Source organism: Brevibacterium ravenspurgense (assembly GCF_001584615.1).
GTDB lineage: Bacteria > Actinomycetota > Actinomycetes > Actinomycetales > Brevibacteriaceae > Brevibacterium > Brevibacterium ravenspurgense.
The window spans coordinates 1-22,553 of sequence record NZ_LQQC01000005.1 but is presented as its reverse complement, the minus strand read 5'-3'; the positions used below and the strand labels follow the sequence as shown (position 1 = coordinate 22,553).

Here is a 22,553-nt window from a genome sequence, read left to right as displayed (position 1 = left end):
ATGAGGGGTGCTGGTCTGCATTAAAGCGTGAGTCTGACCTCCAGAACCCCGCTCCAGCCCCTACTGTGCCCAGCGGTAGTCGAGCCGTTGCAACGCCCACGCCCAGTTGATGCGTTCCTGTTCCAAACGCACATTGCGGCCCAGTCGATCCGACACCAAATCGTCGTACAGCGCTCGCTCCGTTGGGGTCAAATTCTCCAAATACGCATTCGTCGGCGCAGGCTCAGAACCCCACAATTTACGGTGCGCTTCCAGGGTGTCTTCATCCATCAACACTGATTCAGCTTGCGGCAGTTGTGCCCGCACCCCGTGCAGAATGCTGAACCCGTGTGTATCCACATCGCCCCAATACAACACATCCGATCCCGCAAAAAACGCGAGTGTTTGGCTGCGCTGACTCTCAAAACCCTTGCCCCACACCACGGCCCCATCGGCAGGCACAGGAACCGTTAGGAACGTAATTTCGTTCTCCACAATCAGGACGATGTCCGGTATGAAACCAAACTCCGACAACTGATCCGCCTGCAGCGTGAGCTCATCCACGCCGGGCACCGGCGAACGCGCAGGGTCCACCCGCATGCGCACATACGCAGGCTTTGTCGCCAAACCCAACGCCTGCTCGAACTTGCCCTTCGCAGCAGCCACCCCGAGCATTTCCGCCAACGGTCGCCGGTTGGACTCCACGAACTTCGTATCGACCCCGGCCGCATCCACCTGCCGCAAATAGCGGCCTGAATCCCGCGCTGCATCCAACCACTCGTAGGCCGCCAACACCTGCGGCCACTCCGCTGCCAACCGCAGCGCCTCCAGCGGTCGGCGCAAAACCCAGTGCCAGGGAGCCTCCAACTGCCGCTTTTTCGTCACCGACAACAACTCATCAAAGGCGGCAACATCCCGGCCGACCGAAAGAAGCTTCCAAGCCTGATCGAACCGACTGATTACGGCCCGGTGAGGGACCGAGTTCGCACCTACCGCACCCCGACCCCCAACAGACTTGAGTTCGAGGTCGTAGTGAGCCCCACCTCGCGAATCGTGGGAAAGGTCAGAAGACCAGGCACGCCATTCGTCCCAGCGGGAAGCGAGCTCAGCGGAAGTCGGCCCGCCCAGGGGCACCGTGATCACCGGGAATTCCTCACCCTGGGCGTAGGCGCGCAGCAGCGACCCGTCTTTCCAGCGGCGCTGCACCGCAGTGCGGATGTCTTGCGGGGATTTCCAAGCGCGGACTCGAGTCACACCGATCCTCCGGGCTTCGAACCTCCGGGTGTCGAGCCGCCGGAGTCGGCCATGTTGTAGTACTGCTCGATGGTCATGGTCAGCAGGCGAGAATTATCGCCGCCTAAGTTGTCGACGAAGCCGATGCTCTTGACGTACGGGGCGATGATGTGGACCTTCTGCAACGGCGTGACAATCAACAGCTGCAGGCCCAGTTTGCGGAACAGGTCCAAGGCGTAGCGGGTCGAGGAATCCGAACCGCGGCCAAAAGCCTCATCAATCACGGCAAAGCGGAAGTCCTTCGATTTCGCCGCACCCCACTTCAGGTCAAATTGGTAAGCAAGCGAAGCGGCGAGGATCGTGTACGCCAGCTTTTCCTTCTGCCCGCCGGACTTGCCGTCAGAATCGCGGAAGTGCTCCCACTCCTCATCAGTTTCACGATCACGCTCCGAAGCTGAGAACGTAAACCAATTGCGCACGTCGGTAACACGAGCCGTCCATGTCTTGTCGGCGTCTGTGTGCCCCTCGCGGCCCTTGAATCGCTCGATGATCGCCCGCACATCCTGGAAACGCTGCTCGGAGTACAGGGACGAATCGTCGTTGTCACTGACTTCGGCGGTAACATCACGCAGATCACTGCGGAACTTGCGCACATCCTGGTTAATGGTGGCGGACTTCTCCAGACGAATGTAGCGGCCCTCATTGAAGTCCACGGCTGACAAGGCCTCGTTGATCTTGCCGATCCGCACGTCGATTTCATCCGCCTGCCGGCGGAGCCAACTGGAAAAACCTGCAATTTCGCGAATCGCGTTGGTGTTCAGCTGCTCCTTGAACTCCGTTTTGAACCTCGGGAGGTCGTCATTTTTCACTCGCGAGTGGAATTCGCGGTAGGCATTGCGCGCGTGCACGCTGGCATCCATTTCCGTGGTTTCTGCAGGGAACTGTTCGCGCACATTGCCCATCTGCGTCAGCAGCGTTGTGGTGTGGCCGTTGATCTTCTCCTGCGCCGATTCGATCTCCTTCGCAATCGCACTGACTGTCGAGGCTTGGAGCTCGTCTGCCTGTTCAACGGACGCGATGCGCTTAGGTACGCGGGCTTGGAGGTCCTCGAAGGATTCTTGGGCTTTTTCGAAAGTGCCTGCCGCGAGGATTTCACGGTCACGTTCCAGCGCTGAACGTTCCTGTCCTAAGCGCACTTCGAGGGTCGTTGCCTTCCGGGCAACATTATCTAGCGCGTTCTCGTTTTCCTTAATCTGCTGTTCTACGGACTCAAAGCTGCGGGTGATCTCCGCCAGCTCCGAGGAACCGCTCTCCAGACGCTCAATCTCAGCTTCAGCAGATTGCAGACGAGCCCGAGCTGATTCCCAATCGACTTCATCCCATGAGTCAAAGTCCAGAACCGCACGCAGGGCTTCGGACTGGGCCTGGACTTCTGCCTGTCTGGCCACAAGCTGTTCCCGCTTCTCATTCAGCTTCGACTGACGCTGGTACTGTTCTTGGATTTCACGAATCAGAGCTTCTTGTTTGCGCTCACTGATCCGGCCCAAGACCCAACCGCGTGGATCGTCCACACGACGCCGGTCGTCTTTTTCGTGGCGGTCACGCGAACGCACTTGGCCCTCACGCGTGACCGCGCGCTGCGCACCGCGAAATTCCTCAACGGTGTCCGCACACAGGTGGTCAGCGCGGGACTCTACCTCGCTCTTCAAGTAGGCGCGGAAGGGTGAATCCTCGATCTCGATCGTGTCCGCAAGTCGCAGCCCAGCCGAAGGTTTGCGCTGCAGCGGCACATGCCGATCCGGTACACGTTCATACACCAAACGCACACCCGTGGTGCGGCCACCGTGACCCGTGGTCTGCAGCCGGGTTCTGTTCACCCATTCGGCAACCGCGGCGTAGTGTGCCTGCGGAACCAACATCGACAAGGCGAAGTTTCTAAGCACACGTTCAGCGGCGCCTCGCCATTCTTCGAACTCTTCGGCAACATCCAGAAGCTCACCCGCGAAGGGGAGCTCGTCTTCAGCAATTCCAGTGGCGGCACTGAGCTGTTCACGGATATCCAGCAGGTTGCTGGGCAGGTTGTTCCGGCGGGCGGCCAGACTTTTCAGTTCGCGGTTGTTTTCGCGTTCCTGCTCGGTGAGCAGCAGCTTTTCGGCTTCGATGGCCGAACGATTCTTATCAAGTTCGGTGGCCTCTGGCTCCAGCACCGCCAGTTGATCTTGAGCCTTGCCGGGAATCTGGTTGAAATCAGCCCGCGTTTTAACCTCAGCCAAGCCTGCATCATGCAGTTTCACCTGCAGGCGCTGGTTGCGAGCTTCGCGCTGCTCTTGCTGTTCACGCGCAGACGCAGCCTTGTGCCTCAGGGTCTCCAGGCGCTCGCCGCCGGCCGAGGCACGCGCCGCGATGAGATCGTCACGTTCCGCAGACAGCTTGTCACGGGTTTCCCGCTTCGCCACCAACTGCTGGTTGACGGTAGTGAGATCAGTTTCCAGCTGCTCGATACTGGCAGTTCGCAGCGTCGCGCGTATGTCGGAAAAGAACATAGCCACAGCATCACGCTGCTTGGCCAGATTGTCCTTCTTGGCAATCACGGCATCGTACTTATCCGCGTTTTCTACCAGAGGGGTCAGCAGCTCCAACTGTTCCTGTGCTCGCTGCACGGCCTGGTAGGCATTTTCAAGATCATCGAAGTGGTCGATGATCTGCCTGATCCGACCACCAGCATCGGTGGGTTCGAGCATGTGAGTGCGCACAAACTCGTTGAGATCCCCCACGGCCTTCATTGACACCGTCTGCTGGAACAAGTCCATGGCCTGTTCTGACCGGATGCCCAGAAGCCTGCGCATGCGGCGGGCGTAGTTCGGGAAGGTGTCGTCAACAGCGACGTCCTTCTTCCGCAGCTTGCGCAGCAGGTCGTTGATATCGGTGCCGAAGCCTGAAAAGTCATCCAGGATGGTCAGCCGCTTGGGTGCAGAGAAGAACCGTCGCCACGGCTGGCCCGTTGAATCGCGCTGCTGGAACACCTGGGCCAGGGTCACAGTTTCGCCGTATCCCTCGTTGGTGAAGGTCCCCAGAATCACCGAATAGGCATTGTGGCCGCGCAGAGCCACTGGGCGGGATGTGCCGGTTTGTTCGTCGCGCTCAGATTTGTAGTGGCCCTCAACGTAGCTGCGCAAACTACGCTCACGCCTACCGGCACCTGCGGCCTTGTTGTATTCAATCGTGTGTGAAGGCAACAGCAAGGTGCTCACAGCATCGACAATCGTCGACTTTCCACTGCCGATATCACCTGTCAGCAGCGCCGTTTCGCCATTCGGGCACAAGTAGCTGACGTGGTTGTCGAACGTACCCCAGTTGTACAGTTCAATCCGTTCAAGTCTGTAGCCCGGTTTGCCCGTCGCCTCAACTTCAACTGTGGAGAACAGACCTTCGCTCATTGCCCACCCTGGTTCAGTACGGACTTATATTCGTCCAGCTTCTGCGCAAAATCAGACAGCGTCTGCGCATCGACATAGGCTTTCAGAATTCGGCGGACTTCCCACACATCGTTTTCACCGCGCAATTTGCGCAGAAAACCAAGCTTCTCGATCCTGCCTATGCTCTGGTCGATGTTGTTGATGATCCGGGCTTCGTCAGAAGAGTCAGCTAGAAAGACCCGGAGCGAATCAACGATGTCATCCCGATCCACCGCCAGGCGGCCCTGATCGCCGTGGGATTCGAATTCCACCAAGCGTCTGCGCAGCAACACCAGCAGCAGGGAATCGTTGTAGGGAAGTTTGCGGCGTGTGATCAAACGGGGGAGTGGTTCTTCGCCCTCCCGTTCTTCCTGCATGCGCAGATAGGCGTAGCCCTCGTTTTCATCCACCACAACATCCAGGCCGATGGTGTTGAAATGATCGCGCACCGGGGCGGGGTTCTTAAGAAGGTCACGCCAGACGTCTTCTGCAGTTTCCTGGTACACCACACCGCGCATCAGGGCGATGATGCTGCGCGCCGCCGCTGTTTCCTCGGGAGTTCTCATGGCTGTAGTGTCCTCAAGATCTGGTTACCTTAATCTGAGCAAGCCGCACCTGGTACGTGAGTTCGTCATCCTGGGCTTCGATGGTCGATTCGACATCGTCGTTGATATCCACCTGAACATCCTCAGCCGGCAGGGACAGATAGCCGATGAGTTCGCTCACGCCCTGTTCTATCGGGTACATCTGCACAATGTCGTCCAGCAGCGCCGATTCGCCCTGTGGGATGATCGCGGCAAGCTGGCTCAAGAGTTTCGTCTGGTCAACAAAGACCTGTGATGTAAGCGCGGTGGTGTCGAGGTCTTCGGCCTCGCTGGGCTGCAGAAGGCTGTCGACCTCGGTGGTTGGACGCACGTCATACAGAGGGCGTTCCAACGGCAGCGCCACATCAACGCCCGGGACGTCGACTTCGATGCCGACGGGAGAGTCCTTCTTCGGCGCTTGCGCACGAACATCAATGGCATGGCGCTCGATGTCTTTTACCAGTTCCAGAACTCTGCGGTTTTCCACCCAGATTTGGTCATCCAGGAACCTGCGGAACTGTTCAGATATCTGGCGCACCGTCTGCTGAGTGCGTTCAGCGGCATCCGCCCAGTCGTGGTGGATAGTGCGTAACCGGCTGTCTGTCTGTATCTGAGCAAGTTCCGACACGCGGCCAAGCAGCTGCGACAGTTCTTCCTGTCTGGCCTCCGACAACAGGAGGTCATAAAATGCCTGGAAGCTGCGTCCCTGATCCGAACCATCGATATTGGCCCTGGTCGACACAAGTTCATCCAACAGTTCGCCGCGGCTGCCCTGCCACGTGGCGATCTTCTCTCGAGCACTCCGATCCAACGACCGGAAGTTTTCCTCCACCTGCCGAAAATCTGCCAACAGTTCCCTGGCGGTGGACGTAAACTGCTGATACCGATCCCTCAGCCTGGTGCCATCGAGCATGCCAAACTGCGGGTCCTGTTCAATCTGGCGAATCTCGCGATCAATTGAATCGCGGCGTCGCTTGAGTTCCGCAATACGTTCCTCAGGATCTTCTTCCGAACCCATCGAGATCTGCCGCAGCAGTTCTACAATCGTCTGCAGCCGCGACTCGGTGGCCACAAACGGGCGCACCTGCAGGCCGAGCACCCACGAATACGCCTTCTCCAGCGCAGGCGTGGCGTCGTAGTGAAGCTCGTCAGAATCCACCGGGTAGAACCTGCGCAGCCAACCAGAATCGTCCGCCGCCCAATCCTCTAAATAATCCGTAGGGTCCTTGGGGTACGGCGCAGGTTCGCCAAGGCTGACGGCCTGGTCATTCAGCCCGTAGAGCTCGTCATCCAGCGCACCCGCAAGTGTGCTGGCGGCCGTCGCGCCGTGGTTTTCCTCGATGAAATACCGACCCAAAAACGACAAAATCAAGGGCGCGTTCTGAGCGCGCAGCAACTTCCACGCGGGGTTCAGACGGCGCAACCGGTCGATCTGTTCGGCATCCATGATGCTCCAAGGTTAGCCGGGAAATAAGGAGGATAACAGGGATGAGGTGGCGGCTACTTTTGGGGCGTCACCGGTCCGTTCTCACGCGGCCCGCCTCGGTCTCCTGCCTTCACGGGCCCGTTCTCACGCGGAAATGCAGACTCACGCTTTAATGCAGCGCATTAGCGCGCAAATCTGCATTAAAGCGTGAGGTTTGGGTTGGTCGGCGACCGCCGAGGTGCCGGGTCGGGCCTTGTGAGCGTGCGGCTGGCGGAGGGGTGCTGGTCTGCATTCGGGGCTGAGCGCCATCCGTTCTCACGCGGAAATGCAGATTCACGCTTTAAAGCAGCGCATTAGCGCGTGACTCTGCATTAAAGCGTGGGTCTGGCCTGCCCGGAAGCCGCCGAGGTGGGGAGAGCCGCAACGACCTCGCGCGCGACTGTGCGCGACTGCGTGTGAAAACGACTGCGCGCGAATACGACTGCGCGCGAAAACGACTGCGCGCGAAAACGATCAGCTCGTCTTCTTTGCCTCGATGACCCAGTGGGAGCCATCGAAGCCGTCAACAATCATGCGGGCAGAAATGCCTCGGCCCTGGCCGGTCACGATCCAGTTCGGCTTCAGCACACCACGCGGCTGGCTGGTTTCAACATCGAACATGGCGCCCAGCTTGTAGCGTTTGCGCAGCGCGGCTCCAGCCAAATCCCGGGCCGCCTGCTCAACTGACCCAGAAGCGGGCTCGGCAAGCGGACCTTCGGCTGGAACCTCTTCACCATCAGTGGGCACGTGCGTGATGAAGGACGAACCACCCAATGCATCAACAAACACATCAACAACACCCACCGGCCCCCGCTTGCGCTGGGCAGTAATCCGCACATGCCAAAACGGGTGATGCGTAAGCCGCGCGGAAGCCTGCCCGCCGCCCAATCTGCGGCGAACAACCTCCTCGGCCTCAGCGGCCGAAACCGACGGGATCAGCCGGACTGCACGCAGCCCAGCTGACCCCGTCATCTGGTTCGGGTCAGTCACGCGAGGTGCCTTCCACCTCGTCAGCCTCCGTCACCTGACCGCCGGCACCAGCCGAACCGGCACCGCCCGCGGCACCAGCCGAACCGGCACCCGCCGAACCAGCCTCATCCTCGACCGGAACCTGCGCGGCAAGACCGGGGTTCTGCCCCATGGCCAGGCGAGCCGGAATCGGCCCAACCTTCGCAGTTTCGTTCAGGGCGTCGACAATATGCTCAGGCACCGGGTTGGACTTCTGCGTGGCAAGTGACACCACAACAAGCGTCAGCGCAGAAACAACGACCGTTGCCATCGGGTCGATCGACGTCTTCTCCGTCAGACCGCCTAGCTGCCACACAACGGGAACCACAGCGCCGACGATCATCGACGAAATCGCTCCAGCGGTGTTCGCCTTCTTCCACCACACAGCGGCAACATACGCCGGAACAAAAGACGTGCCGAGGATCGTGGTCGCGAAGATGACCAGGTCAGCCACACCGGGCGCACCCGTCACAGCAACAACAAATCCGATCACAGCAAGCACCAGCACCGTGATGCGCGAAACCCACACCGCCTGGCGCTGCGAACCGCTGCGGCTGATGAAGCGCTCAAAGATGTCGTGCGAAGCGATCGTGCCGCTCTGCAGCAGAAGCGCATCCGCCGTCGACATAATCGCCGCCATAATCGCAGCCATCACAATGCCGACAGCGAAGTTCGGCAGCACCGCCTCGGCAATTCCGAACACCGCCAGCTCCGGATCCGACAGGTTCGGCAGCAGCACCAGCGCCATAACACCAACAAGGTACGGGGCCGGCACGAACAGCAGGTTGAAGCCCGTGGAGTACAGCGCCGCAGTGCGCGCAACCGACGGCTTCTTCATGGCCATGTGGCTGACGTTGACGTGCGGATAGCCCATGTAGCCAATCGAGAAGATCAGCAGCGCACCGATGATCACACCCCACTGGACGGACTCAAAACCATCAGGACCCCACATGGTCAGCAGGTTCGGGTTGATCTCGGCAACAGCGTTGTTGCCCGCGGTCAGACCGCCAACCGCCATGAGCGTGGCAATGAGAATCCACAGCATGCCGATCAGCATGATGATCGCCTGCGCGAAGTCCGAATACGCAACAGCCAGGTATCCGCCCAGGAACGTGTAGAGAACAATCACGCCGATCGCAATGAGCAGCGACCACTTGAAGTCAATGCCGGTGACCATTTCCAGTCCGCGCCCACCGGCAATGAACTGCGTCAGAACGTACAGGAACATGCACGCAAGCGCGATCGGTGCGGCCACCGCTCGCGTCCACGCCGACGGGTAACGGTGCTCCAAATACTCAATTGAGGTCAGCGATCCGAGGATCTGCGACAGTTTGCGCATGCGCCTGCCCAGAATCGACAGGTTGAGCACACCACCGCCGATGTCACCCATCGCGTACCACATGCCGAAGTAGCCCTGCGTGTAGCCAAGCGATCCCGCGCCGAGGAACATGTAGCCGGACATCGACGACGACTGCAGCCTCAGCGCCGTCACCGCCGGACCTAGACTGCGCCCACCCAGCAGGAAGCCCTCTTCGCCAGTTGAGCTGCGCCGCATGGTCCACACGCCGATCGCAATCATGGCGACAAAGTAGATGATGAGGAATGTCAGTTCGATGCTCACAGCGCACCTCCTTCTTCAGGAGCCGCTGCCCCTGGTGTGCGGCCTGCCTGAGCTGACGAGGTGGAGCTCACCTGCCCCGCACCGGCACCGTTGGTGCCGGCTGGGGTTTCTTCTGCATCTTCGGCACCCCAGTGTGACGACGAAAAGAAGAAGATGAGCGTATAGGCAATCCATCCCAGGGGGATGCCCACAATGATGAGCAGTGTTGCTGTGGGAAGTCCGAACATCGTGGCTCCTTACTCCGTGAACGTATCCGCGACATCGAGGGCACGGTCAATGGCATCCAGGCCCGCCGCAACGTCTTCGTCCGATGTGTTCAGCGGCGGCACCACGTGAATGCGGTTGAAGTTAGCGAACGGAAGAACACCGTACTCCTTGATCTTGGCGATCGTGGCGTTCATCGCCTCGCTCGTCGCACCGTAGGGTGCTAGGGGTTCGCGAGTTTCCTTGTTCTTGACCAGCTCAATCGCCCAGAAGCAGCCGCGGCCGCGCACATCGCCGACCGACGGGTGGTTGGCGTGCATCTTCTCGAGCGCCGGGCGGATGATTTCATCGCCCAGGCGTGCGGCGTTTTCCACCATTTCCTCGTCGCGCATGGCCTTGATCGTCGCAACTGCAGCCGCGGTCGCCAGCGGGTGGCCGGAGTAGGTGAGACCACCGGGGAAAACGCGGTCATCAAAGGTCTTCTTGATCTCATTGGACATGATGACCCCGCCGAGCGGCACATATCCGGAGTTCACACCCTTGGCGAAGGTGATGAGGTCCGGAACGACATTGAACTGCTCAAAAGCGAACCACGAACCGGAACGACCAAAGCCGGCCATCACTTCGTCAGCGATGTACATGATTCCGTACTTGCGGGTCAGTTCACGCACGCCTTCGAGGTACCCCGGCGGAGGAGCGTAGATGCCGGCGGTGCCGGGAATCGTCTCCAGAATCAGGGCAGCAATGTTTTGCGCGCCCTCAAGCACAATGACGTCTTCCAGGTGGCGCAGAGCACGTTCCGTTTCATCCTGTTCGCTGTCCGTGCCGAAGTGCGAACGGTAGGTGTGCGGCGGGAAGAAGTGAACAACGCCCTCACCCGGGATGTCATTGGGAATGCGGCGCGGGTCGCCCGTGAGGTTCACCGCCAGGCTCGTGGCACCGTGGAAGCTGCGGTAAGCCGACAGCACCTTCTGGCGTCCCGTGTGCAGACGGGCCAGACGGACAGCGTTTTCATTCGCATCCGCGCCGCCGTTGGTGAAGAACACGTAGTCCATGCCGTCTGGTGCCAGGCCGGTGATGAGCGCGGCAGCCTCAGAGCGCGGCTTGACGGCGTGGGACGGGGCGATCGTCGCAATTGAATCAGCCTGGTCCTTAATGGCCTGAATGACTGTGGGGTGCTGGTGTCCGATGTTCGTGTTGACCAGCTGCGATGAAAAGTCGAGGAACTTCCGCCCCTCGCCATCCCACACGTGCGAACCTTCGGCGCGCGTGATGGTCATCGGGTTGATCTGCGCCTGAGCTGACCACGAATGGAAAACGTGCGCACGGTCGAGTTCGTATGTGCGTGCAGCGTCATCGAGGTCGATGTTCATAAGAGCCCCTTTGCTCACGGTGCCCCTCGCTGCTGCGATCCGATTCAGCGATGATCCAGCGGCTTTGCTGGACGCTGTGCTGAACGTGGCGTTGAACGCAGTTCGGAAGGGCGGCGGTTCGTCCTATCCGCGTCAGTATGTCTCAGCTGACCAGCCACGCCAAGGGCCATTCTGTAAAGTCAGCCCTAAGCTTTCTTTACACAATGAAAAGGCGGAGTCTATGCAGGACATCAGTGCTGGTCAGCACACGGCCTCCGTGCCGGAAACCGACGGCCTGCGCGACCTGACCGTGAGGAACTTCCTGCAGCTGCCGCAGGTGAAACTCGGCAATCCCGTAGTTCTCGCAGGTGAAGAGCACCTCGACACCCCGGTCCGCTGGGTCCACATTGCTGAAACTGACGCAGTCACCGACCTGCTGGAAGGTGGCGAGATGCTGCTGTCGTCCTCGCCGGCCTTCCAACACTCCGTCGAGCACACCCGCGCTTTTCTCGACCAGGCGCGCAGGGCCGGGGCCGTGGGGTTCGCGGTTGAGGCAATTGACGAGGTGGGGCTCGCCAGCCCCCGCTCTCTTGAAGTGCTCACTGAGGCCGGGAAGGGAGCGGGTATGCCCGTCATAGCGCTCAGATCCCGCGTGCGGTTTGTGCGGATCACGCAGGAAGCCCACCGGGTGCTCATCGGCCAGCAGCTCAGCATTGTCGAACGCACCCGCGAACTCCACGAGGCCTTTACCGAACTGAGTCTGAGCGGTGCGGACGAAAGCGTGATCGTGCGCGAAGCCGCCAGGCGTTTGGGCACCCCGGTGGTGCTCGAAGACGCAGCCCACAGGATCCTCGCTCATGCTCCTGCCGATGCCCTTGCGGCAACAGAGAACTGGCCGCCATCGACTGCCCAGGCAGTCCCGGTGGGCGTCAAAGGCCGCAGGTGGGGTCGGGTGGTCGCCCCTTCGGCACGTGAAGACGACCCCTACGCGGCCGAGGTCCTGCAGCGGGCAAGCCAGGCCATCACGCTGGTGCGCGCACACTCACAGACCACATACGACCTGCGGATGCGCGCCAGCGACCACTTCGTGTCAGAACTTCCGCACATGAGCGAAGAACAGGCGCTCAGACGCGGCCGCGCAGCTGACCTGCACGGCCCGGGCGGGTTCATGGCAATAGCGGTCGAAATGTGCGGCGGTGGCTTTGCTGAGGACGACGGCGATGCAGCTAGCGGGAGCGTCACCAAAGACGAAGCGGCCGACTACCAGCTGCGCGAACGCGGCCTGCGTTTGGAACTCGTGGCCGCCGCCGAACGCTTGGGGCTGACTGCCGTGACATCCGCGTGGCGCACCGGAACAGTTGTCGCAATCCTGGGGCTTCCATCGAGTGTGGGTGGTTCGGCGGACGACCTCACCGCTGAACTGTGCTGCGACCTCACCGAGGCCATCCCCGAAACCATCACGGTCGGCGCAGGTCAGCTGAGCCAGACACTCGTCCCGGTTGCCGATGACATCCCCACCGCGGTCGAAGCCGCCCACGTGGCCGCGGGCATGTCCATTCGCCGCCAGCCGTTCTACAGGTTCTCCGATCTGCGGCTCAACGGGCTGATCGCCAGCCTGAGTGACGACCCGCGAATGAGCGCATTCGCCCACGCCGAACTCGGACCGCTGCTGAAACCCACCACCCCAACCGGCCCCGAACCCCGCGGAAACAAGCCGCGGGAGGCGAGCGGCGCCTCGTCAGCAGATCTTGAGTTCCTGTGGGTCTACCTGCTGTGCGGCGGGCAGAAGGCTGCCGTGGCGCGGCAGCTGGGAATCAGCAGGCCGGCGGTTTACGCAAAAGCCGGGCGCATAGCATCGACACTGGGAGTGTCACTTGATAACCCAGAATCAGCGGCAGCGCTCCTGACCGCACTGCTGTGGCAGCGAAGCCGCAACATGTGACGGCGGTAGGGGCGACTGAGTGCGCTGACGGCAGAGGGGCCGAGGACACCGGGCGGCTGGGTGCAGCCCGCAGCGAACGCAACAGCGAGCAGAAAGGACAAGCGTGGGACGGCAGCACAGAATCGACTGGGCGAAGCTTCGCAGGCGCGGCCGGCGTTACTGGGCGATTTCCACGCAGATTTCCCTGTACTTCGGGGTGCACACGCTGCTTATGACTGCCATCCCGCTGTCTATTTCCGACCCTGTCATCAGGCCTATTGCGCTCGCCCTGTACATGGGAGCGGGCATTGCCTTTGATTCCTTCGCCACTGCACTGTCCGCCAGGATCGGCAACCGGCGAGTCACCCGAATCGCCGGCGGCCTGGTCACAATTCTTGCGCTGTTCGCCGCCCTGGACGGTGTCCACGGATGGGCGTGGCTGGTATTGGCCACATTGTTCTCGGTCTGTTCGAGCCTGCTGTACATCCCCGGGATCGCCTACTTTTCGAACCTCCTGGGGCCGCGGCAGACCGACGGTCAGCGGATCAACGTCATCCTCCAACGAGGTGGAGCTCTCGGGTCGGCTCTCATCATCTCGGCGGTCTTGTCTCAGGACCTCGCGTGGATCATGTGGTGGTTCCTGGTGGGTCTGGGACTGACCTTCGGGGCACTGAGCTACCGATTCCCCCGGCCCGTGCGCACAGAAGAGGGCGCTTCTTTGAACCCGCTGGCGGCCATGGCGGCCTCAGTTTCAGCGACAGTGCATTCGCCGACGCTCATGTTGGCTCTCGTGGTCTCCTGCAGCACGCCGCTCATGTTCTTGCTTCACGGTTCTGTCCTGCCGGTGGAAAAGGCCAGTGCCGGAAGCACTGTCGGTGCGGCAATCGGTGTGGGCCTGGTTCTGCGTGAACTGCTGTCTGTTCTGTCTATCGCGTTCATTGCCCGGGGCGGCTTTGTGCGCTGTAACGTTGAATTCATCATCACGACTGTGATTGCAGGCATTGGCGGAGTTATGGCGGCCATCAGCAATCAGCCCTGGATGGTGGCGGTCGGCATTGCTCTGGGCGGGCCTGTTGTGGCCAGCACAATCGTCGTCACAGTGCTCAACGTCAACCGGTCGGCCATCGGTTCGTTCCGTCCATGGGCGCACTTCGGAGCCATGGGTATGTCCCAGCGGATCACCGGACTCGCCGTCCCCCTGGCCTTCGGGGCTGCCTCTGGGGCCGGAGGTGCCGCAGTCACAATCACAGCGGGAGCCATGTTCGCAGCGGTAGCAGGCGGCGCCTCGCTCCTTTTGGCGATTGTTGTGCGGCAGGCCGGCGGACGCGCGCAGGCGGGGTGACGGGCTTAGGTCAGAAACAAGCCCGATAATGGAAGTGAGCAGGCGCAGGCAGCAGAAGAAAGGGAAGCCCATGCAGCTCGACGGTCAGAAAATCATTGTCACAGGAGGAGCCGCAGGAATCGGCGGAGCAATCAGCAGGCTCCTTGCAGAACGCGGCGCGAAAGTCGTCGCCGTCGACATCAACGAAGACGCAGGCCAGAAACTCCAAACTGAATTTGAGGGCAGCGTGCGCTTCCTGGCTGCCGATGTCAGCCTGCCGGAAACTGCAGAAAAGGCCGTCGGGCTCGCGGTAGAAGAGTTCGGCGGCCTGACCGGCCTGGTCAACAACGCCCACGCCTCCAAACAAGCGCCCTTTGCCGACCTTGGCGAAGACGAATGGAAGCTGTCCTTTGGCACGGGTTTCGAAGCAACCCGCAACTTCATGCTCGCCGCCTACCCCCACCTCAAGGGCGGCGGTTCGATCGTCAACTTCGGTTCCGGAGCAGCGATTGTCGGCCAGCCCACCCAGGCGGCCTACGCCTCGGCAAAAGAGGCGATTCGAGGACTTACGCGCGTTGTGGCCAACGAATGGGCGGCAGACAACATCCGCGTCAACATCGTCAGCCCCATGGCGTTGACCGAAGGTGTTGCAGCGTGGGCGAAAGCGTTCCCCGAAATGTACGAAGCCAGCCTGAAAAAGGTTCCGCTGGGCCGCTTCGGCGACCCCCACGACGACGTCGCACCAATCGTTGCGTTCCTCCTGTCGGACGACTCGAAGTACATGACGGGGCAGACGCTTATGGCTGACGGTGGAGCCAACAAACTGTACTGACACGCCCCGCCGGGCGGGGTGAACTGGGCTCGTGTCTTTGGCTGGAGAAGCTTGTGGTGTGGGGCCAGCTGGTCAGCCGTGAAGGCTGAATGCGGTCGGCTGAGCATAGTGAAATCCGTGTGTGGGCTTTAAAGTAGGGCAAAGCCATTACGGCTTGCCACGCACCGACATAAGTCACCACAAAGGAGTGCTATGACTGCCGATCAGCTGCACTGGCTATCAGTTCGTGAACTCCTGAGCGGATTCCGCGCAGGTACGTTCACCCCGCTTGAGGTGCTCGACCATCTGGTTGAGCGAATTGAAACGCTCGACAAAGCCACTGGGATCAACGCGGTTGTCGACCTGCAGGTGGAATCCGCCCGCGAGCTCGCAGCGGAAGCCACACAGCGCTATCAGGACGGTGCGGGTGACTGCTGCACAACCGGTTCTTCTTACCTCGATGCTGAGCGGCCGCTTTTGGGTGTGCCGTTCCTCGTCAAAGAACAGCACGACGTGGCGGGCCTGTCAGCAACACGCGGATCCCAAGCTCTGCAGGGGAAAGTTGCCGAAAAGGACGCCGAAATCGTTGCTCGGCTCAAACAAGCCGGAGCGATTCCCTTTGGACGGACCACCACCCCGGAAATGTCGTGCGCAACGTTCACCCACACCCGCGAATGGGGAGTTACCCGCAACCCGTACAACCCGAACAAGACCCCGGGCGGCTCCTCGGGAGGTTCCGGTGCGGCAGTTGCTGCAGGTTTCACACCCTTTGCAACCGCGAGTGACATCGGCGGGTCCACCCGAATCCCCGCGGCGTTCTGCGGTCTGCCCGGGCTGAAGACCTCGTACGGGCGCACGCCCGGCGCGGTGCCCATGAACATCGACTGGTACCGCGGCGACCACATTCTGGCACGGACCGTGTCGGACACCGCGCTGGTCTTCAACCAGATCATGGGGCCGTCAAAGCTCGATATGGCGACGATTCCCGTCAGCGGATCGTTTCCCGTGGAACATCACTTCGGGCAGTACAGCTACACCTCGGGGCAGGAGGTGCCTGCGGGGGCCGAGGTGCACAACGTCGACCTGAGCGGCTGGAGGATCGGCGTCAGTGCCGACTTGGGCTGCTATGAGCTTGATGAATCCACACGCCTGGGTGTTGAGCGAGTCGCTGAGGCATTGGAGGCAGCGGGTGCGCAGGTCGTGCCCGTTGATGTCCAGCTGAAGCTTGAGGACGTCACGCGCGCCTCGATGGCTCACTACGGTGGACTTTTGGCGCCCAACGTTGAGCGGCAAGCTAGGGGAGACATCACGGTTCTTGAGCCCTACACGCAGGAGTTCGTCCGCAGGACCAAGCGTTTTGCTGAGGAAACCTCGCTGCTGGAGGCTGCTCTCATCGAATCTGACATTCAGCAGAAGCTGCTGGCTGCGCTCGACGAGGTTGACGTGCTCATCACGGCAACCTCGGCTGTTGAGGACCTCGATGCTGGGGAGGACTTCACCACCGGCATCGACCGGCCTGACGGTGAGCACAGCTTCTACTGGGAAGCGCACCAGGTGGTGCCGTTCAACATCGCCAACCGGATGCCCGCCATGTCAGTGCCAAGCGGCATCGGTTCGGCAGGAGTGCCCACTGGCGTGCAGATTGTCGGCATGCCCTACCGCGAAGCGACAGTGCTGCGAGTCGCCGCTGCTATCGAAGCGCTCATGCCGTTCCCCAGGCCCAAGATTGGGTGAGGGGTTCGGCTGGTTGGGCAGGAGGCTTCGGCTGGGTTCCTAGCTTCGTCGGCTGCTCGCCGGATCTGCTGGCGGTCAGGCCACGGTCGACCCTCGGAACACGGAATCGCGGGGTGTCCGACATATCGTTCGAAAAGCTCGGGCTTAATCCTTGAGATTCCGCGGTTCCCGGATAGTGTGGCTAGTGCATCGGAAAAAACTCCGGATGCTGCGTATCGAAGACGATGGGCAGTGTTCTGAGTCGTATCCAGTGCTTCCGGAGTACTTTCGAAGTCCCGGTGATATCTCCTTTCTGTGTGTGCTGTGGCCGGGTTCCATGTGGAACCCGGCCACTGCTTTGTCCTAAAACTTCGCACCCGCACACCCGTCAGAGGGGAACAGCCGGTTAGTTGCCTCGTCTAGCTGGTTCTGACGCACCCGCACACCGGTTAGCAACAAAAACTCCCGTTAGCAGTGGTTGCTAAAGCGGCTCTTCCGGTTCTAGAGTGCGTTGACCCGGGCTGATAGCTGCCCGGAGTGGAGAAGACAGCGCAGCACGTAGTGGCCGAAGTTCCTAAACCCCAACCCGATACCGCGCAGGTGCTCGAGGCGCCCGTTGATCGCTTCGACCGGCCCGTTCGACGCGCGACCACGATCGAAAAACGCCAGCACCTGAGCCCGTTTCCGCCACAGCGTCCGCCCCAACTGAGCAAGCTCCTCAAGCCCTTCAGGTAGGCCTCTGCGCAGACTCTCGATCACCGTCTGCATGAGCTTCTTGCCGGTCTTCCGATCGGGATGCTCGTACGCATCGATGACGTCCTGGTAGACGAGGTACGTCACTTCCAACGCGACATGGTCATCATGCTCGACCCACAACCGCTCCAGCCGGTCCCTACCCTTCTTGTTCAGCAGGGACCTCCTCGTCAACAGGGTCCGTCGCCCCTGATACAGGAGGTCTGTCTTCCGGCCCCGGTGCCCATGGATCTGCTGCTGGAGCCGTTGTCTGCACGCAGTGAGTTTCTGCCCGGCGAGCTGGACGACGTGGAACGGGTCCATCACCGGCACCGCGTCCGGCAGCGCATTCGTGGTCGCGGTGTGGTAGCCGGCGAACCCGTCCATCGTCACGACCTCGACCCTGTCACGGAACTGCGGGGAACGTTCCTGCAGCCACGAGGTCACGACCTTCGCGGAACGGCCTGCCTTCACGTCCAGTAGCCGTGCTCGACCGGTCCCGTCGATGAGCGGGGTCAAATCGACGAAGATCGTTGCGAAGGAGTCCTCTCCTTGTCCGCGCACGTGTTTCCAGCAGTGCTCATCGATACCCAGGACCCGAACCCCGGCCAGATGAGTGGGATCGGCGTAGACAAGGGACTGTGCGGCAGTGGTGGCCAGCTGGTTGACGAGGTCCCAGCCGAGTCCGAGTGCCCTGCTGATAGCAGAGATGCTCATCTGGTCCTGGATGAGCCGTTTCAGGATCCAGGTCGTAGCGCGTTTCGTGGTCTTCGCCCCGGGTTCGGCCGCTTCGAGCTGGTGCTGAAAGATCGTGCGCGGGCACTGGGCGTGGACACACTGGTAGCGGGGCAGACGTACGTGCAGGCGGGTCGGGTGGCCGGTGATCGGGACATCCGTCAGCCGGCGGATCACGTGGTCACGCAGCCGGCCTTCAGCACCGCACTCGGGGCAGTACCCAAGAGGTTCTCGTAGTGAGGCTTCGATGACAGTGATGTCATCATCGGTGATGTGAGCGCCGGTGATGTGGATGCCGAGCTCGAGAGTGCGGCAAATGACATCAGCGACGGGACACGGCGCGGCAGAAACGGTAGATTGCACGACAGGGCCTTGGGTGAGAGACGAGTTGAGGAACTTCTATCTTCACCCAAGGCCCGCCCCTCATTCATCACCAACACCCGGCAGTCAGAGACCGCGTCACGCACTCTGAAACCGGAAGAGCCGCTAAAGCGCAGATCCCGGCTAAGGGGAGTCTTTGTGCGGCTAGGGCGCAGATTTCGTTTAACGGGTGTTTCTTTCACTTGCTGGTGTGGTGTAGGTATGTGGCGGCAGCCGGTTAGTCGCCTTGTCTAGCTGGTTCTGACGCGCCGCCCACCGGTTAGCAACAAAAACTCCCGTTAGCAGTGGTTGCTAAAGCGCAGATCCCGGCTAAGGGGAGTCTTTGTGCGGCTAAGGCGCAGATTCCGTCTAACGGGTGTTTCTTTCACTTGCTGGTGTGGTGTAGGTATGTGGCGGCAGCCGGTTAGTCGGCTCGTCTAGCTGGTTCTGACGCACCCGCACACTCGTCTCGTCTAGCTGGTTCTGACGCGCCCGCACACTCGCCAGCGCCCGGACCCACACCTCGTGCTCCTACCCCAAACACAGACGAGGCGGAACTCACCACAGGTGAGTTCCGCCTCGGGAAATCAGTCAGGCAGCAAGCCTCAGGCAGCGAGCCCTTCAGCTGTGCGGCCCCTACCGGGCCACCCGCCTAACGGGCCAAACATCCCAGCCGGGCCACGCTCCCTACCTCAGAACGAAGATCAGGCCTTGTCCTGTTCTTCGTCTTCGTCGATCAGGTCGTTGACAACAGCGGCGTCGCCTTCAGCAACGTTGCGGCCGTCCTGTTCGACAATCACTTCGCCGTCTTCGTTCAGCGGCGCAGGAACGTCTTCGACAACGGTGGTGGTGCGGTGCGAACCGACCGGACGAGCATCCGCGGGACGGTTGCCCGGCAGCGGTTCCGGCCATGGGTCTTCAACCGGCTTGACCTTCGTCCAGACGTAGTAGCCGATCAGGCCAACACCGGTCAGAGCCAGCAGCCACACGATCCACATGCCGCGCTTGCCCTGAGCCTTGCGAGCTTCCTTCGCAGCCTGCTTCGAGGCCTTGCGCGAAGCCTTGGCGAGTTCGTCAGCGCGCTTAGCGGCGAGCTTCTTGAACTTCTTGACCTGGCCCTTCTTGCCCGTGACGCGTTCAATCAGTTCGTCAAGAGCCTTGGGGGTTTCAGCGTTGCGAATGGCCTTCGCTGCGTCCTTCGAACCAGCGGCAATCGTCTTTGCGTGGTCGGAAGCGCGTTCGCCGCCGCGAGCAACCAGGAGACCCTGGGCTTCGGCAGCCTTGGAGCGACCGTATTCAAGACCGTCTTCGATCTTGCCGAGGCCCTGCTCAGCCCAGTCTTCGAGCTGGGGGCGGACGTTGTCGGCGGTCTTCTGCAGGCGGTCTCCGGCTTCCTTCAGGGCGGGGCGTGCAGCCTCGGTGCCGTCCTGCAGGAGCTGACCTGCCTTTTCGGTCAGGTTGTGTACGGCGTTGTCGACGTTCTCGAGAAACGACTTCGGTGCGGACTTCTTCTTGAACATTTCACCCTCCTGGGATGTTCGACCCTGCACAGTGCAGGGCATATGTGTGCGCCATTCGTCCTCTCCATCGTACTGGTCGGCACTGACACGAGGGGACCCCAGGCGGCTGAAAAGCCAGATTTTGACGGTATTTCCACCAACAGCTGACCGCATTCCATACGTTTTCCACTGACAGCGTAAGCTCCCAGCGGAACATCAGGGGCAAATAAGGTTCATGTCAGTGGTTCATGACAGACTGAGGTCATGAGTATTGCTACACAGCAGGTCATCCTGCACACCAACAAGGGCGACATCAAACTTGACCTCTTCGGCAACCACGCTCCGAAGACGGTTGCCAACTTCGTTGAACTGGCCAAGGGCGAACGCGAATACAAGGACGACGCCGGCCGTTCCAACCCCACCCCGTACTACGACGGTCTGGGCTTCCACCGCATCATCTCGAACTTCATGATCCAGGGCGGCTGCCCGGTCGGCACCGGCACCGGCGGCCCCGGCTACATGTTCGACGATGAAATCCACCCCGAACTGCAGTTCACCAAGAAGGGCCTTCTGGCCATGGCGAACGCCGGTACCCGCGGCGGCCGCGGCACCAACGGCTCGCAGTTCTTCATCACCACCGCCGAAACTCCGTGGCTCAACGGCAAGCACACCATCTTCGGTGAAGTTGCCGATGCCGAGTCCCTCGCGGTTGTCGAAAAGATCGAAGCCTCGCCCACCGGCGCCATGGACCGTCCGATCGAGGACGTTGTCATCGAATCGGTCGAAGTTCTCTGATCTGAGCTTTTTGCAGCGCCGCAGCTTTTGCTGCGGCGCTGTTGCTTTCCCAGGGCCACACCCACGAGGCGCCGATCCAGCCCCAGCCCCGGCCACCCGGGTGCCGGTCCTGAACCAGACCGCCGAGGTGCCGTTCGGTTTCCCCAGCACCTCCCGGGTTCTGGTGTTGAGTAAGGCGGGCGGCACCTCGTCATCCCAAGCCTGATCAGGGTGGTGGAGGTGCTCGGCTATCCTCGTGTGCATGAGCGAATCAGCAGGTGCGGCCCCCTTTTCGGAAGAACCCGACCCGAACAGTGTGCCCGCTCAGCAGGCAAGCTCAAGCGGCTCGGCAATCGTGTTGACGCGGCCGTACGTGACGTGGACGATCATCGCGATCACCTTCGTGTTCTTCCTGCTGCAGTTCCTGCCGTCGCTCGAACTGCAGAGGCGTTTTGCTTTCGCTCCTGTCCTTGCGCACGAAGAGCCGTGGCGCGCACTGACTGCCGCACTCGTCCACGCGCAGCCCAACCCCAGCCATGTGCTGTTCAACATGTTGGGCCTGTTCTTCTTCGGGTCGTTTGTCGAACGTTCCGTGGGACACGTGTTCATGCTGGTCACCTACGTTGTGGGCGCATTCGGCGGGTCCGTCCTCACGCTGCTGTTGGCTGCACCCGGAACACCCGAGTTCAGCTCTGCGTACGTGGGCGCATCGGGTGCTGTGTTCGCCGTTGTGGGCACACTGCTGGCCCCCACCAGCCGGCTGGACCGGAACCTCATGGGCATCGTGCTGTTTCTGTGCCTCAACATGGCACTCGTGACGATCGACTCGAACATCGCCTGGCAGGCTCACCTGGGCGGACTCGCCGTGGGATTCGTGCTCGGGATCGCCCGCGTTATGCCGCGCGGCGCCGGCATCCTTGCCAAACGCTATGTGCGCGGCGGCATCGGCATGGAGCCCACACCCGTCGTCCCGGCAAGCAGCCCTGCCGCGCGAACCGCATTCTGGGTGGCAGCTGTTCTGACGACGATTGTCCTCGTTGCCGCCTACACGGTTGTGTGACGCGAGGATTCGTCCTAAACGCGCGCCACAATCGGTTCAGTCGTCCGCTGCAGCGCGGAGATTCTGCTGGCTAGATGTGATGTCCGGGGAGGTTGTGCCGCCACTCCCGGTCAGTACACCTAGCTACATCCAATTGCGCAGAGAACCTCAGAACCTAGACGATGAGTGCACTCGTCTGCGCAACTGGCAGGCGGCGATGCTCGGGTATTTGGCTAAGCGTCGGCGACATTTATCCGATGCATGGCACTGAGGTCACTGCCGATGGGACTGCTGTCTACTCTGATGCCGAAGACGATTTCAGCGTCGCAGTCCAGCAGGTAGACACCGCTGTCAACCCTGATATTGATGCCGGTGTTCGATCGGTCATCACGATCGAGTCAGAACAAGCCCCGACAGAGTACCGCTTCCCGTGGCACTTCCCGAAGGAGCCAGCGTTGACCTGGACGCGGCAACCGGCGCTGTAGCGGTAACCGACAGTGAAGGCGGTGTGATAGGCGCGTTTGGCTCACCCTGGGCGGCCGACCACTGCGAGCACTGCGTGTGGTGAAGATGATCCTCCATCAAACGCAACGCCAGCTGCTTGAACTCCTGGGTATAGAGGCTCTTCCGGTTCTAGAGTGCGTTGACCCGGGCTGATAGCTGCCCGGAGTGGAGAAGACAGCGCAGCACGTAGTGGCCGAAGTTCCTAAACCCCAACCCGATACCGCGCAGGTGCTCGAGGCGCCC

17 protein-coding genes are annotated in these 22,553 nt (G+C 61.1%); 7 read left to right on the top strand and 10 right to left on the bottom strand.

Annotated features, from left to right (window positions below):
* Nucleotides 1-60: 60 nt before the first annotated feature.
* The 8 genes from Bravens_RS02145 to Bravens_RS02110 form a co-directional block, all read right to left on the bottom strand.
* Complete coding sequence (locus tag Bravens_RS02145) at nt 61-1,233, bottom strand: Wadjet anti-phage system protein JetD domain-containing protein (protein WP_062019897.1); 1,173 nt, start codon at nt 1,231-1,233, stop codon at nt 61-63.
* Nucleotides 1,230-4,649, bottom strand: a complete 3,420-nt coding sequence (locus Bravens_RS02140) for an ATP-binding protein (RefSeq protein WP_062019895.1) — start codon at nt 4,647-4,649, stop codon at nt 1,230-1,232. Before Bravens_RS02140 ends, Bravens_RS02145 begins: the two co-directional genes overlap by 4 nt.
* Nucleotides 4,646-5,233, bottom strand: a complete 588-nt coding sequence (locus tag Bravens_RS02135; protein ID WP_062019893.1) for a DUF4194 domain-containing protein — start codon at nt 5,231-5,233, stop codon at nt 4,646-4,648. Before Bravens_RS02135 ends, Bravens_RS02140 begins: the two co-directional genes overlap by 4 nt.
* A 13-nt stretch (nt 5,234-5,246) precedes the next feature.
* Nucleotides 5,247-6,698: a DUF3375 domain-containing protein gene (locus Bravens_RS02130; protein ID WP_019174087.1), complete on the bottom strand. Its 1,452-nt coding sequence runs from the start codon at nt 6,696-6,698 to the stop codon at nt 5,247-5,249.
* A 492-nt stretch (nt 6,699-7,190) separates the two neighbouring features.
* Nucleotides 7,191-7,706 carry a hypothetical protein gene (locus Bravens_RS10505; protein ID WP_157452683.1) on the bottom strand — a complete coding sequence of 172 codons (516 nt, stop codon included), beginning with the start codon at nt 7,704-7,706 and terminating at the stop codon, nt 7,191-7,193.
* On the bottom strand, nt 7,699-9,345 hold the full coding sequence (locus Bravens_RS02120; protein WP_062019889.1) for a sodium/proline symporter: 1,647 nt from the start codon (nt 9,343-9,345) through the stop codon (nt 7,699-7,701). Before Bravens_RS02120 ends, Bravens_RS10505 begins: the two co-directional genes overlap by 8 nt.
* Entirely contained in the window at nt 9,342-9,572 is a 231-nt protein-coding gene (locus tag Bravens_RS02115) for a hypothetical protein (protein ID WP_062019887.1), read from the bottom strand. Before Bravens_RS02115 ends, Bravens_RS02120 begins: the two co-directional genes overlap by 4 nt.
* A 9-nt stretch (nt 9,573-9,581) precedes the next feature.
* Nucleotides 9,582-10,922 carry an aspartate aminotransferase family protein gene (locus Bravens_RS02110; protein WP_062019885.1) on the bottom strand — a complete coding sequence of 447 codons (1,341 nt, stop codon included), beginning with the start codon at nt 10,920-10,922 and terminating at the stop codon, nt 9,582-9,584.
* A gap of 220 nt (nt 10,923-11,142) precedes the next feature.
* On the opposite strand from Bravens_RS02110, the gene Bravens_RS02105 reads away from it, so the two are divergent.
* From Bravens_RS02105 to Bravens_RS02090, 4 genes are all read left to right on the top strand, one after another.
* Nucleotides 11,143-12,843, top strand: a complete 1,701-nt coding sequence (locus tag Bravens_RS02105) for a PucR family transcriptional regulator (protein ID WP_062019883.1) — start codon at nt 11,143-11,145, stop codon at nt 12,841-12,843.
* A gap of 103 nt (nt 12,844-12,946) precedes the next feature.
* Nucleotides 12,947-14,164: an MFS transporter gene (locus Bravens_RS02100; RefSeq protein ID WP_062019881.1), complete on the top strand. Its 1,218-nt coding sequence runs from the start codon at nt 12,947-12,949 to the stop codon at nt 14,162-14,164.
* A gap of 70 nt (nt 14,165-14,234) precedes the next feature.
* Nucleotides 14,235-14,975: an SDR family NAD(P)-dependent oxidoreductase gene (locus Bravens_RS02095; RefSeq protein ID WP_062020011.1), complete on the top strand. Its 741-nt coding sequence runs from the start codon at nt 14,235-14,237 to the stop codon at nt 14,973-14,975.
* Nucleotides 14,976-15,167: 192 nt separating this feature from the next.
* Nucleotides 15,168-16,688, top strand: coding sequence for an amidase (locus tag Bravens_RS02090; protein ID WP_062019879.1), 1,521 nt, complete (start codon nt 15,168-15,170; stop codon nt 16,686-16,688).
* A 480-nt stretch (nt 16,689-17,168) separates the two neighbouring features.
* Here Bravens_RS02090 and Bravens_RS02085 read toward each other — a convergent pair whose 3' ends face one another.
* A complete protein-coding gene (locus Bravens_RS02085; protein ID WP_062019877.1) occupies nt 17,169-18,497 on the bottom strand; it encodes an ISL3 family transposase in 1,329 nt (442 codons plus the stop codon).
* A gap of 701 nt (nt 18,498-19,198) precedes the next feature.
* Nucleotides 19,199-20,014 carry a hypothetical protein gene (locus Bravens_RS02080; RefSeq protein ID WP_157452682.1) on the bottom strand — a complete coding sequence of 272 codons (816 nt, stop codon included), beginning with the start codon at nt 20,012-20,014 and terminating at the stop codon, nt 19,199-19,201.
* Between the two features lie 243 nt (nt 20,015-20,257).
* Here Bravens_RS02080 and Bravens_RS02075 point away from each other — a divergent pair, with 243 nt between their 5' ends.
* From Bravens_RS02075 to Bravens_RS02065, 3 genes are all read left to right on the top strand, one after another.
* Nucleotides 20,258-20,788: a peptidylprolyl isomerase gene (locus Bravens_RS02075; RefSeq protein ID WP_062019873.1), complete on the top strand. Its 531-nt coding sequence runs from the start codon at nt 20,258-20,260 to the stop codon at nt 20,786-20,788.
* Between the two features lie 241 nt (nt 20,789-21,029).
* Entirely contained in the window at nt 21,030-21,827 is a 798-nt protein-coding gene (locus tag Bravens_RS02070; protein ID WP_062019871.1) for a rhomboid family intramembrane serine protease, read from the top strand.
* 236 nt (nt 21,828-22,063) lie between these two features.
* Entirely contained in the window at nt 22,064-22,291 is a 228-nt protein-coding gene (locus tag Bravens_RS02065) for a hypothetical protein (protein WP_062019869.1), read from the top strand.
* Nucleotides 22,292-22,553 lie beyond the last annotated feature (262 nt).